This is a genomic window from Xanthomonas sp. DAR 35659 (assembly GCF_041242975.1).
GTDB lineage: Bacteria > Pseudomonadota > Gammaproteobacteria > Xanthomonadales > Xanthomonadaceae > Xanthomonas_A > Xanthomonas_A medicagonis.
Window position 1 is genome coordinate 4,170,632 of record NZ_CP162488.1, and the last position, 12,540, is coordinate 4,183,171.

Here is a 12,540-nt window from a genome sequence, read left to right on the forward strand (position 1 = left end):
CACGCGCCGCAACATGGCCGCGCGCGGCGGCGGCTTATACTTCGCGCCCTCTCAACCCGAGTCTTGCACCGCCATGGCGCAAACAATGAAGGCGCTGGTCAAGCGCGACGCAGCCAAGGGCATCTGGCTGGAACAGGTGCCGGTGCCGGTGCCCGGCCCCAACGAGGTGCTGATCAAGCTGGAGAAGACCGCGATCTGCGGCACCGACCTGCATATCTACCTGTGGGACGACTGGAGCCAGCGCACCATCAAGCCCGGCCTGACCATCGGCCACGAGTTCGTCGGCCGCATCGCCCAGCTCGGCTCGGCGGTCACCGGCTACGAAGTCGGCCAGCGCGTGTCGGCCGAAGGCCACATCGTCTGCGGCCACTGCCGCAACTGCCGCGGCGGGCGTCCGCACCTGTGCCCGAACACGGTCGGCATCGGCGTCAACGTCAACGGCGCCTTCGCCGAGTACATGGTGATGCCGGCCTCCAACCTGTGGCCGATCCCCGACCAGATCCCCTCCGAGCTGGCCGCGTTCTTCGATCCCTACGGCAACGCCGCGCACTGCGCGCTGGAGTTCGACGTGATCGGCGAGGACGTGCTGATCACCGGCGCCGGCCCGATCGGCATCATCGCCGCGGGCATCTGCAAGCACATCGGCGCGCGCAACGTGGTGGTCACCGACGTCAACGACTTCCGCCTGAAGCTGGCCGCGGACATGGGCGCCACGCGCGTGGTCAACGTCGCCAACACCTCGCTCAAGGACGTGATGGCCGACCTGCACATGGAAGGCTTCGACGTGGGCCTGGAGATGAGCGGCAACCCGCGCGCCTTCAACGACATGCTCGACTGCATGTACCACGGCGGCAAGATCGCCATGCTCGGCATCATGCCGCGCGGCGCCGGCTGCGACTGGGACAAGATCATCTTCAAGGGCCTGACCGTGCAGGGCATCTACGGCCGCAAGATGTACGAGACCTGGTACAAGATGACCCAGTTGGTGCTGTCCGGCTTCCCGCTGGGCAAGGTGCTGACCCACCAGCTGACCATCGACGAATTCCAGAAGGGCTTCGATCTGATGGAGGAAGGCAAGGCCGGCAAGGTGGTGCTGAGCTGGTGATGCAGCGGCGGCTACCCCGGCGCGACAGCGTGCCGGGGAACGACCGCGGCCTTTCGCCCGTCGCAACGCCCGGTGGGTGACCTGAGGGCCGCGCAGGTGGATCTGCAGTGCGGTTTCACGCCGCCGCGTCCTGCTCGCATCAGGCGCTGCAGGGCTGCTCGATGATGAAGATGTTCCCGCCGGGATCCTTCAACGTCATGCTGCGTCCCGCGGGGTACTCGAACAGCGCGGTTTTCGTCAGCAGCTCCGCGCCTGTCGCGAATTCGACGTCCTTCAGCCGGTGGAACAACGGCGCGATGTCGGCCACGGCGATGGTGAACAACGGGCGCGACGCAGGCGTGGCCGGCTCTCCCTTGAGGAGCAGCAAGCCGACGGATGGATCCTCCTTCGCGACCACCAGATACGTGTCCATGCCGTAATCGGCCGAAACCGTAAAAAGAGCCAGCTCCGACACGTAGAACCGGACGGACAGTGCGGTATCCGCGCAATGCAGGTGCAGGAAAACGGACAGCTTCATCGTCAACACCCTTCCTCCCGCCTCGCCTCTGGACCATCCTCGCGCCACCGGGAACGCGCTTCAACCCGTCTGGCATGATCCCCGCCCCGCCACCTGCCCGATCCAGAAACGACGAAGGGCGCCGCGCGGCGCCCTTCGTCGTCGACAGCAGCGGCGATGCGATCAGAACGCGATCGTCGCCGAGACCGCGACGCGGTGATCGGCGACCTTCTTGCTGAAGTTCTCCGTGCCCTTGTCGTCGGTGTCGTAGTAACCCACGCTCAGCGCCAGCGGTCCGATCATCTTGCCCACGCTGACGCTGTAGTCGGTGTAGTCCTGGTACGCGGTCAGCGCGCTTTCGTAGGTGGTGCGGCCGATGTGCGCGCCGATGCTGAAATCGTGCGGCAGCGACCAGTTCCCGTCCAGCGCGTAGTAGAAGCTGTCCCGATCCAGGCCGTACACGTCGTCGGTGTAGGCCACCGTCAGCGAGTAGGTCTTGAGGAACTTGGTCTTGGTGATCAGCTCGTTGTAGTTCGACGCGCCGGCGCCCGGGTAGCCGTAGCGGTTGATCATCACGTCGAAGTTCCAGTTCTCGGAGAAATCGACGTTGTAGCCGATGAAGCCGTCCACTTCCCAATCCGGGTCGCCGGCGCCGAAATCGACGTTGGAGCCCCACGTACCGACGTACAGGCCGAACGGGGCGGTATAGGTCAGGCCGGCCTGGAACGCGGGCCCTTCGTTGGTCTGCGAAATGCCGCGGAACACGTAGTCGCTGACCACGCCGTAAGAGCCGGTGATCGGCGAAGCAGGCGCCTCGTCCTGGGCCAAGGCACTCAGCGGGGCGGCGGCCAGCGCCGCGGCCAGGGCGACACCTAGCTTGATCTTGTTCACCAATCGTTCTCCTGCGGTTGAGGGGGAGCCAGCGAGATCCCCGCGCCGGCTTCACACTTCTTTAACCGCTTTTTTCTTGCAGTGCAACACTTTCAAGACAAACCAAGTCATTCCAGGCCCGGCAATGGCGGCTGCACGGTCACGGATTGTCTACGCCAGGCACCTACGCCCGACGCGGGTTTGCGCACCGCCAGTTCCTGGGCGGAACCCGATCGGACAAACGCACCAGCGCAACGAACGCCCGATCGGCCGCCTCAACCGGTTTGCTGCGCGAACACGCCGAAACGGCGCGCGCTCAACTGCAGCGTCTGTCCCGGCACATAGCGCGCCGCGTCCTCGCCCGCCGGCACGTCCACTTCCACCTCGTCCTGGCCATGCGCCAGTTGCGCGCGCAGCCGCAGGCGCGCGCCGCTGCGCTGCGCCGACAGCACCGTCGCCGCCCAGCCGCTGTCGCCGGGCGCCAGGTCTTCCGGACGCACGTACAGGTCGACCGGGCCGCTGGACAGCGGCGTCTCCGGCGCCGGCAGCGCCAGGCCGGCGACCTGCAACTGGCCATCGTGCACGCGCGCGGGAAGCCGGTTGACCGCGCCGACGAAGCCGTACACGAACGGCGATACCGGGCGGTCGTAGACGTCGGCAGGACTGCCGAGCTGCTCGATGCGCCCACGGTTGAGGATCGCCACCCGGTCGGCCAGTTCCAGCGCCTCTTCCTGGTCGTGGGTGACGAACACCGTGGTCAGCCCGGTGCGGTCGTGCAGTTCGCGCAGCCAGCGCCGCAGGTCGCGCCGCACCTGCGCGTCGAGCGCGCCGAACGGTTCGTCCAGCAGCAGCACGCGCGGTTCGATCGCCAGCGCGCGCGCCAGCGCCACGCGCTGGCGCTGGCCGCCGGACAGCTGCGTCGGATAGCGCGATTCCAGCCCGTCGAGTTGCACCAGCGCGAGCAACTCCGTGACCCGCGCGCGGATCGCCGATTCCGCTAGGCGCGCGGCGCCACGGCGCACGCGCAGCCCGAAGGCGATGTTGTCGCGCACGCTCATGTGCCGGAACAGCGCGTAATGCTGGAACACGAAACCGACCCGGCGCGACTGCACCGGCACACCGGTCGCGTCCTCGCCGTCGATCAGCACGCGCCCGGCATCGGCATGCTCCAGCCCGGCGATCACCCGCAGCAGGGTGGTCTTGCCCGAGCCGGACGGCCCCAGCAGCGCCAGCAGTTCGCCCTGGCGGATGTCCAGGCTGACGTCGTCGAGCGCGACGAAATCGTCGAAGCGCTTGCCCAGGTGCTGTACGCGGATGGTCATCGCAACCTCAGTGTCGGTGATTGGCGGCCAGCGATTCGCCGTGGCGCCATTCCAGGTAGGACTTCAGCGCCAGGGTCAGCAGCGCGGTCAGCGCCAGCAGGCTGGCGCAGGCGAACGCGGCGCTGTAGGCGTATTCGTTGTAGAGGATCTCCACATGCAGCGGCAGCGTGTTGGTGCGCCCGCGGATGTGCCCGGACACCACCGACACCGCGCCGAACTCGCCCATCGCGCGCGCACTGCACAGCAGCACGCCGTACAGCAGGCCCCAGCGGATGTTGGGCAGGGTCACCCGCCAGAACATCTGCCAGCCGCTGGCGCCCAGGCTCAGCGCCGCCAGTTCCTCGTCGCTGCCCTGCTGCTCCATCAACGGCATCAGTTCGCGGGCGATGAACGGGAAGGTGACGAAGGTGGTCGCCAGCACGATGCCGGGCAGCGCGAACACGATCCGCGGCAATTGCAGCAGCACCTCGCCGAACACCGGCAGGTGCAGGCGCACGCCGTCGTCGATCAACGGCCAGGCCCAGCCGCTGCGGCCGAAGATCAGGATGAAGACCAGGCCGGCCACCACCGGCGACACCGAGAACGGCAGGTCGATCAGGCTCACCAGCAGGCGCTTGCCGGGGAAACGGTGCTTGCTCACCACCCAGGCCGCGGCCACGCCGAACACCAGGTTCAGCGGCACCACGATCGCGGTCACCAGCAGGGTCAGGCGGATCGCGGCCAGCGCGTCCGGATCGGATACCGCGCGCCAGAACACGCCCAGGCCGCCGCGCACCGCCTCCACGAACACCAGCAACAGCGGCAGGAACAGAAACGACAGCAGGAACCCCAGCGCACCGAGGATCATCAGCGCCTGCACCCACCAGGCCTCGGTGGTGACCGACGCGGCGCGACGGCGGACGGGCGGCGATGCACTCAACGCGTGCTCCGGAAGCGGGACGGCGAACGTGGACACGGTATCGCTCATCTCACTGCGCCGCCAGACCGCGCCGCGCGAACCGCGCCTGCACGCCGTTGACCACCAGCAGCATCAGCAGGGACAGCAGCAGCATCGCCGCGGCGATCGCGGTGGCGCCGGCGTAGTCGAACTCCTCCAGGCGGATGGTGATCAGCAGCGGCGCGATCTCGGTCGCGTTGGGCAGGTTGCCGGCGATGAAGATCACCGAGCCGTACTCGCCGACGCCGCGCGCGAAGGCCAGCGCGAAGCCGGTCAGCACCGCCGGCCACAGCCCCGGCAGCACCACCCTGCGGATGGTCTGCCAGCGGCCGGCGCCGAGCGTGGCGGCGGCCTCCTCCACTTCGCGCTCGGCCTCGGCCAGCACCGGCTGCACGATCCGCACCACGAACGGCAGGCCGACGAACACCAGCGCCACCACGATGCCGAGCTGGGTATAGGCGACCTTCACCCCGAGCAGCTCCAGCCAGCGCCCGACCCAGCCGTTGCCGCCGTACAGCGCGGTCAGCGCGATGCCGGCCACCGCGGTGGGCAGCGCGAACGGCAGGTCGATCATCGCGTCGAACAGGCGCTTGCCGGGGAAACGGTAGCGCACGAACACCCAGGCCACCCAGGTGCCCATCACCGCGTTGAACGCGGCGGCCACGAACGCGGTGCCGAAGCTGACCCGCAGCGCCGACAGCACCCGCGGCTCGCTCCACACCTGCCACACGCCCTGCCAGCCCAGCCCGCTGGCCTTCAGCGCCACGCCGAGCAGCGGAATGAGCACCACCAGGCCCAGCCACGCAAGCGTGATCCCCAGGCTCAGCCCGAAGCCGGGGATCACCCTGCGCCGCGCACGGGGGCGCGCGACAGCGGCGGCATTCACGCCCATCGCGTCACTTGCTCGCCTGGATCTGGTCGAACAGGCCGCCATCGTTGAAGTGCTCGGCCTGGGCCTTGGCCCAGGAGCCGAACGCCTGGTCGATGGTCACCAGTTGCACCTTCGGCAGCCGCGCGAGGTCGGCGCGATCGGCGTACTCGGGATGGCGCGGCCGGTAGTAATGCTTGGCCGCGATCTTCTGGCCCTCCGGCGAATACAGGTACTTCAGGTATTCCTCGGCGACGGCGCGGGTGCCGTGCTTGTCCACATTCTTGTCGACCACGGCCACCGACGGCTCGGCCAGGATCGACAGCTTCGGCACCACGATCTCGAACTTGTCCTTGCCCAGTTCCTCCTGGGCCAGGAACGCCTCGTTCTCCCAGGCCAGCAGCACGTCGCCGATGCCGCGCTGGACGAAGGTGGTGGTGGCGCCGCGCGCGCCGGTGTCCAGCACCGGCACGTTGCGGAACAGCGCGCGCATGTAGGTGAGGATGCGCGCGCGGTCGCCCTTGAAGATATGGTCGGCGTAGGCCCAGGCGGCCAGGTAGTTCCAGCGCGCGCCGCCGGAGGTCTTCGGGTTCGGGGTGATCACCGACACGCCGTTGCGCAGCAGGTCCGGCCAGTCCTTGATCCCCTTCGGATTGCCCTTGCGCACCAGGAACACGATGGTGGAGGTGTACGGCGCGCTGTTGTCGGGCAGGCGCTTGGCCCAGCCCGGATCGATCAGCTTGCCCTTCTCGGCGATCGCGTCCACATCGTAGGCCAGCGCCAGCGTCACCACGTCGGCCTCGACGCCGTCGATCACCGAGCGCGCCTGCTTGCCGGAGCCGCCGTGCGACGTTTCCACGCTGACCTTGTCGCCGCCATGGGTCTGTTCCCAATGCTTGGCGAAGGCGGCGTTGTAGTCGCGATACAGCTCGCGGGTGGGATCGTAGGACACGTTGAGCAACTGCACGTCGCGCGCCACCGCGGTGCCGGCAAGCGCGCACAGCGCGAGCGCGAGCAGCGGGACGAGGCGGCGCGGCGGGGAGCTGGGCATGGACGAATCTCCGGAGGGTGGTCGGGGCGCGGGCGATCCGGCCCCGTGACGCGGGACCAGGACGTCATGCTGCGCAGCGGCATCGGGCCGGTGAAATGACTTCGCCGCCGATCCTTATGCCATTTGCGCATGACGCCCGCCGACCTTCGCACACCCCGCGTTAAAATCATCGCCTTCCTCCGCCGCGCGTGCCCGTCATGACCGACTCCCGCCTCACCCAGCACTACGCCGACGAACTGGACGCGATCCGCGCGCAGGGCCTGTTCAAGTCCGAGCGCGTCATCGTCGGCCCGCAGTCGGCCGAGATCGCCCTGGCCGACGGCCGCACCATGCTGAATTTCTGCGCCAACAACTATCTCGGCCTGGCCGACCATCCGGAGCTGATCCAGGCTGCCAAGCAGGCGCTGGACAGCCACGGCTTCGGCATGGCCTCGGTGCGCTTCATCTGCGGCACCCAGGACCTGCACAAGCAACTGGAGGCGCAGATCGCCGCCTTCTTCGGCACCGAGGACACCATCCTCTACGCCGCCTGCTTCGACGCCAACGGCGGCCTGTTCGAGCCGCTGCTGGGCGAGCAGGACGCGATCATCTCCGACGCCCTCAACCACGCCTCGATCATCGACGGCGTGCGCCTGTGCAAGGCCAAGCGTTTCCGCTACGCCAACTGCGACATGGCCGACCTGGAAGCGCAGTTGCAGGCCGCCGACGCGGCCGGCTGCAGGACCAAGCTGATCACCAGCGACGGCGTGTTCTCGATGGACGGCTTCATCGCCCCGCTGGACGAGATCACCGCGCTGGCGAGGAAGTACAACGCGCTGGTGCACATCGACGAATGCCATGCCACCGGCTTCCTCGGCGCCACTGGGCGCGGCTCGGCCGAGGTCAAGGGCGTGCTCGACCAGATCGACATCTTCACCGGCACCCTGGGCAAGGCGATGGGCGGCGCGCTGGGCGGCTTCACCACCGGCAAGCGCGAGGTGATCGAACTGCTGCGCCAGCGCTCGCGGCCCTATCTGTTCTCCAACTCGCTGCCGCCGCACGTGGTCGCCGCCGGGATCAAGGCGTTCGCGATGCTGGACGCCGCCGACGACCTGCGCGCGCAACTGGCCGAGAACACCGCCTACTTCCGCGCGCGGATGGGCGCGGCCGGCTTCGACATCAAGCCCGGCACCCACCCGATCTGCCCGGTGATGCTGTACGACGCGCCGCTGGCGCAGCGCTTCGCCGAGCGGCTGCTGGAGGAAGGCATCTACGCGATCGGCTTCTTCTTCCCGGTGGTGCCCAAGGGCCAGGCGCGGATCCGCACCCAGATCAGCGCCGCGCACACGCGCGAACACCTGGATCGCGCGATCGACGCCTTCGTGCGCATCGGCCGCGAGTTGAACGTGATTCCCGCCTGACAGTGCGCGCGGTCCTGCGCCAACGGCTGTTGCTGGCGGCGCGGACCGATGCGCAGGCGCAGGCGCTGGACGGTGGGTGGGAGACGCGCTGCCTGCACTGCCGGCGGCGCCTGCGGCTGCGCGCCGATGGCGAACCGCTGGGCCATTGCTCGCTCGAGCACGTGGTGCCGCAGGCCTGGTTCGGGCGTCGCGCCGCGGCGGTGCTGTGCGCGCAGGTCGGCGACGACCCCAACGACGCGCGCAACCTGGCCCTAGCCTGCGCCGGCTGCAATCACGCCAAGGGCCGCCACCACGATGCGCGCGGCCCGCAGGACGCGCGTGCCCGCGAGGTCGTCGCCGCCCTGCTCAGCGCGCGGCTGGCGCGCTGGCGTACGCCGCCGGCGCCAGTGCCGTGACTTCGGCGGCGCTGAGTTCGCGCCAGGCGCCCTTGCCCAGTTCGCCCAACGCCAGTTCGCCGATCGCCACGCGCACCAGACGCAGCACGTCCAGGCCCAAGGCGGCGAGCAGGCGCCGGATCTGCCGGTTACGGCCTTCGTCCAGCACCACTTCCAGCCACGCGTGCCTGTCGCCCTGGCGCAGCAGCCGCACCCGCTTGGCCCGCAACACCTCGCCATCGACGACGACGCCCTCGCCCATCCGCGCCAGCAGGTCCGCCTCCGGCAGCGCATCGACCTGCACGTGATAGGTCTTGTCCGGGCCGCTGGCCGGACCGGTGACCCGCGCCGCCCACTGCGGATCGTTGCTGAACAGCAACAGGCCCTCGCTGGCCTTGTCCAGGCGTCCGACCGGCGCCAGCCAGGGCAGCCCCGCTCCATCGAAGCACCGGTACACGGTGTCACGGCCGCGTTCGTCCTGGGCGGTGGTGACCAGGCCACGGGGCTTGTTGAGCATCACGTAGAGGCGCGCGGTATCGGCCAGCGGCGCCCCGTCCAGCGCCAGCCGATGGCGGCCGCGCACGATCGGGAACTCGGGATCGGTGACGGTGCGGCCGTCGACCGCGACGCGGCCGGCGGCGATCCAGCGCGCGGCTTCGCTGCGCGAGCACAGGCCGAGCTTGGACAAGGTGCGCGCCAGGCCATGGCGAGGCGCGCCGGCGACCGCCGGCGCAGTGCGGGGCGCACCGGGGCGGCGGGGACGCGAAGGAGGTTTCACCGCGCGCGCATCGGAGACAGGCGCGGTCGGCGACCGCGCGCCGCGCTTACTGCTTGTCGGCCGGCTTGGCCGCGTCAGGCGCCGCCGCCGGCACCGCCGCGGGAGCCGGGCGCGCCTTGACCACACGCACGCCGCGCGCCTTCATCCACGCGTCGAATTCCTCGGCGGTCATGCGCTTGCCGTTCTGGCTCATGTCGAAACGCCAGGGGGTGTTGTCGAACGCGGTGGTCGGCTTGTAGGCGGCCGGATCGTTCGGCTTCACCGCGCCGCCGGGCGTGGCATTGGCCAGGCTCTGGCAGCCTTCGGCCCGCAGCCGCAGCAGCACCCGGTCCAACGACTGATCGCTGCTGTAGGACTGCGCCAGCACGCCGCTGGGCATGCCCAGCTGCACGTTGCGCGTGGACAGCTCGGAAGCGACCGGCGCACCGACCGTGGCCGGCAACGCCAGCGGCTTGGGCAGGATGTCGCCGGAGCAATCCGGTGCGGCATGGGCGGCAGGAATCAGGGCCAGACCCAGCAGGCCGGCCGTAACGATACGCAGCATCGGTTTTTTTCCATTCAGGCGAGACGACGCCGCGAGTGTAGGCAGGGCCACGCGCAGTTTCAACCAATACCGGCACTGCACGCGCTAAATAATTGGGGAGGCTGAAAAAGTTCAGCTTGGGGAGGGCTTGCGGCGTCGCCAGCGCCAGCGCCTGTAGGAGTCAACTGTCATGCAGCAGCGATGACCGGGGGCGCGTAGGAGGTCTGATCGCGTGCGATGGCATTGAGCCAGCGCAGGAACTTGTGCATGCAGGCGACGATGGCGACCTTGGACGGCTTGCCTGCTGCCTTCAGGCGTGCATAGGTGTTGGCTAAGGGGGAGCCGGCGCGGATGGAGGCCCAGGTGGCCATGTACAGGACCCGTCGCACGTCGGCGCGTCCGCCGGTGATGCGGCGTTGGCCTTTCCAGCCACCGCTGTCGCGATTGAACGGGGCCAGCCCGACCAGGGCGGCGAGCTTGCGCGGCGGCAGCGTTCCCAGTTCCGGCAGCCGTGCGGCCAGGGTGGCGCGCAGGATCGCTCCGACCCCAGGGACCTTGGGCAGGGTCGAACATGTTCTGGCCTGTTGCTCGACCTGCCGGTCCAGCGCCCGGATCTGTTGATTCATCAGGGCGATGACCCGCTCGCACTGGTGGCGCACGTCGGGACTGGTGATGTGATCCAGGCGGCGCCGATGGGCATCGCGCTGGCCGACCACGGTGGTGCGCAGGTCGAGCAGTTCGCGTAGCTGCTGCAGGTGCTCTGGCAGCACGGTCGTAGGCGTGGTCGGGATGTGCTCAGCCGCGATGGCCAGCAGCCGCGCGTCCAGGGCGTCGGTCTTGGCATGCAGGCCTAGGGCGTTGGCCAACGCACGCGGGCGCTTGGCAGACATGCGCACCGCCGGCAGGTCGGCCTGGCGCAGAGCCCGCAGCACCGCCGTCTCATAGCCGCCGCTGGCTTCCAGCACGATCCGTTCGCAGGCCAGCGTGGACAGGCGCTGGACCAGTTCATGCCGCCCTTGCGGCGTGTTGGGCTGGGTCCAGGCCACGTGGTCCGGCAGAACATGAATGACCAGTTCGGCCTTGGCAACATCGATCCCGACAAAGCGCCGCATAGACGTTCTCCGCAGTAGACTCAAGGACGAGAGCGCTCCTGCCAATGCCCACGCTTGTGGAGTTCGAGTTCGTGGCTCGGGCAACTGTTCGGGCTTGTCAGGCAGGAGAAACGGAGTGCGGCGGCACTGACTCCTACTCGTGCTCGTTTGGCACTGCGGCTAAACGGCCTGCCGCACTCCGCTCTCACCTATAACGATAGAGCCTAATAAGACACAAGCGGCTTCAGTCGCGACGGGCCTTGCCGAGAGCGTCTGTCGCGGCTGAAGCCGCTCCTACAGGAGTCGGGATGATTCGCCATTGACGCCGATTCCCCCAGCCTGCTCTCCGAACTCTCGCCATGCTTGGCGACCATGGGGAGCAGCTTCAGCCGCGAGGCGTTGACGGTGAAGCGTCGCGGCTGAAGCCGCTCCTACAGGAGAGCGCGAGGCGTGCGCTCGTGAATGTCTTCCGTGCGCGCAAAAACAAAGCCCGGCGCGAGGCCGGGCTTTGCTTGAAGCATGAAGCGTCCGATTAGTTCTGGACGTTCAGCTCGGTACGGCGGTTCTTCGCACGGCCTTCCGGGTTGTCCGAACCATCCGGATTGGTGTTCGGGGCGATCGGGCGGCTCTCGCCGTAGCCGACCGGACCGATCAGACGCGAAGCGTCCACACCGTTCTTGGTCAGGTAGTCGTACACCGCGGTGGCGCGACGCTCGGACAGCTTCTGGTTGTAGGCGTCGGTACCCTTCGAGTCGGTGTGACCGGCGACCTCGACCTTCAGGTCGGGGTAACGCTTCAGGATCTCGGTGGCCTCGCTCAGGATCGCGATCGCGTCCGGACGCAGGGTCGACTTGTTGAAGTCGAAGTTCACGCCCTTCAGGTCGATCGAGACCGGCACCGGGCAACCGTCCGGACCGATGGTCTGGCCGGGCTGCGAAGCCGGGCACTTGTCGTCGCAGTTGTTGACGCCGTCGCCGTCGTCATCCATGTCCGCGCAGCTCGGGGCGGCGGTCGGCGCCGGAGGGGCAACCGGAGCGGCCGGCGGCGGGCCCAGCGGGATCACGACGCCGACCGAGGCCAGCACGTCGCCGAACCAGTTCTCGGACGGAGCGGCAACGCTCTTGTCGTCGAAGTCAGCGCGGTAGGCCACTTCGGCACGCACGGCAACGCGCTTGTCGAAGGTGGTCTGCAGACCGACGCCGGCCTTGGCGGCGAAGTTGCCGTCCTTGCGCTGGCCCGGGGACACGGCGGCGCCGGTGTCGAACTCTTCTTCCGAGCGCTGGTAGCCCAGGCCGAACAGCAGGTACGGGTTCCAGCCGCGGCCTTCCTGGATGAAGTGGCGACGCAGGTCGAACGAGATGCCGTACTGGCTCCAGTTCAGGTCCTGGTTGGCGTCGAAGTTCGGGTTCTGATAGTTCAGTTCACCGTCGATCGACCAGTTCGGGCTGACGAACTTGCCCAGGCCCAGGGTGACGAACGGGGCGTCGTTGGTCAGACGGTCGTTGTCCTGGAAGTTGAAGCCGGCCGAACCGGTCAGGTACCAACGGTCGTCGAATTCCTGTGCGGACGCTGCCTGGGCGACGGCCAGACCGCCCAGCAACGCGGCGGTGAGAATTTTCTTGTTCATTAATACAACTCCTTGTTTCGGGGAGATAGAAACCGGTAGAGGCATGGTTCAGTACAGATGTCTCGTCACATCCAGACGGCCGTTTCCGCACGCCATCG

The 12,540-nt window shown here is 68.3% G+C and carries 13 protein-coding genes; 3 read left to right on the forward strand and 10 right to left on the reverse strand.

Annotated elements, in window-relative coordinates:
- The first annotated feature begins 73 nt into the window (after window positions 1-73).
- The gene (gene tdh, locus AB3X07_RS17530) at window positions 74-1,105 is read left to right on the forward strand and encodes an L-threonine 3-dehydrogenase (RefSeq protein ID WP_369939972.1); all 1,032 of its coding nucleotides are present in this window, start codon (window positions 74-76) and stop codon (window positions 1,103-1,105) included.
- A 139-nt stretch (window positions 1,106-1,244) separates the two neighbouring features.
- Here tdh and AB3X07_RS17535 read toward each other — a convergent pair whose 3' ends face one another.
- The 6 genes from AB3X07_RS17535 to AB3X07_RS17560 form a co-directional block, all read right to left on the reverse strand.
- Entirely contained in the window at window positions 1,245-1,622 is a 378-nt protein-coding gene (locus tag AB3X07_RS17535; protein WP_369939973.1) for a VOC family protein, read from the reverse strand.
- A 162-nt stretch (window positions 1,623-1,784) separates the two neighbouring features.
- Window positions 1,785-2,492: a TorF family putative porin gene (locus AB3X07_RS17540; protein ID WP_369939974.1), complete on the reverse strand. Its 708-nt coding sequence runs from the start codon at window positions 2,490-2,492 to the stop codon at window positions 1,785-1,787.
- 254 nt (window positions 2,493-2,746) lie between these two features.
- A complete protein-coding gene (locus AB3X07_RS17545) occupies window positions 2,747-3,793 on the reverse strand; it encodes a sulfate/molybdate ABC transporter ATP-binding protein (protein ID WP_369939976.1) in 1,047 nt (348 codons plus the stop codon).
- 7 nt (window positions 3,794-3,800) lie between these two features.
- Complete coding sequence (gene cysW / locus AB3X07_RS17550; protein WP_369939977.1) at window positions 3,801-4,760, reverse strand: sulfate ABC transporter permease subunit CysW; 960 nt, start codon at window positions 4,758-4,760, stop codon at window positions 3,801-3,803.
- 1 nt (window position 4,761) lies between these two features.
- The gene (gene cysT / locus AB3X07_RS17555; protein WP_369939978.1) at window positions 4,762-5,622 is read right to left on the reverse strand and encodes a sulfate ABC transporter permease subunit CysT; all 861 of its coding nucleotides are present in this window, start codon (window positions 5,620-5,622) and stop codon (window positions 4,762-4,764) included.
- 4 nt (window positions 5,623-5,626) lie between these two features.
- Window positions 5,627-6,649: a sulfate ABC transporter substrate-binding protein gene (locus AB3X07_RS17560; RefSeq protein WP_369939979.1), complete on the reverse strand. Its 1,023-nt coding sequence runs from the start codon at window positions 6,647-6,649 to the stop codon at window positions 5,627-5,629.
- 197 nt (window positions 6,650-6,846) lie between these two features.
- On the opposite strand from AB3X07_RS17560, the gene kbl reads away from it, so the two are divergent.
- Together kbl and AB3X07_RS17570 are read left to right on the forward strand one after the other, a co-directional pair.
- Window positions 6,847-8,049 (forward strand): glycine C-acetyltransferase, encoded by a 1,203-nt coding sequence (gene kbl / locus AB3X07_RS17565; RefSeq protein ID WP_369939980.1) that lies wholly within the window; start codon window positions 6,847-6,849, stop codon window positions 8,047-8,049.
- Between the two features lie 2 nt (window positions 8,050-8,051).
- Window positions 8,052-8,444 carry an HNH endonuclease gene (locus AB3X07_RS17570; RefSeq protein WP_369939981.1) on the forward strand — a complete coding sequence of 131 codons (393 nt, stop codon included), beginning with the start codon at window positions 8,052-8,054 and terminating at the stop codon, window positions 8,442-8,444.
- Here AB3X07_RS17570 and AB3X07_RS17575 read toward each other — a convergent pair.
- The 4 genes from AB3X07_RS17575 to AB3X07_RS17590 all read right to left on the reverse strand — a co-directional run bounded on the left by AB3X07_RS17575 (window position 8,395) and on the right by AB3X07_RS17590 (window position 12,442).
- Window positions 8,395-9,327, reverse strand: a complete 933-nt coding sequence (locus AB3X07_RS17575; RefSeq protein ID WP_369939982.1) for a pseudouridine synthase — start codon at window positions 9,325-9,327, stop codon at window positions 8,395-8,397. The two genes, AB3X07_RS17570 and AB3X07_RS17575, sit on opposite strands and share 50 nt — an antisense overlap.
- A complete protein-coding gene (locus AB3X07_RS17580) occupies window positions 9,248-9,745 on the reverse strand; it encodes a hypothetical protein (protein ID WP_369939984.1) in 498 nt (165 codons plus the stop codon). The genes AB3X07_RS17575 and AB3X07_RS17580 overlap by 80 nt, the downstream gene beginning before the upstream one ends.
- Before the next feature lie 167 nt (window positions 9,746-9,912).
- On the reverse strand, window positions 9,913-10,836 hold the full coding sequence (locus AB3X07_RS17585; RefSeq protein ID WP_369939985.1) for an IS110 family transposase: 924 nt from the start codon (window positions 10,834-10,836) through the stop codon (window positions 9,913-9,915).
- 511 nt (window positions 10,837-11,347) lie between these two features.
- The gene (locus AB3X07_RS17590) at window positions 11,348-12,442 is read right to left on the reverse strand and encodes an OmpA family protein (RefSeq protein ID WP_369939986.1); all 1,095 of its coding nucleotides are present in this window, start codon (window positions 12,440-12,442) and stop codon (window positions 11,348-11,350) included.
- Window positions 12,443-12,540 lie beyond the last annotated feature (98 nt).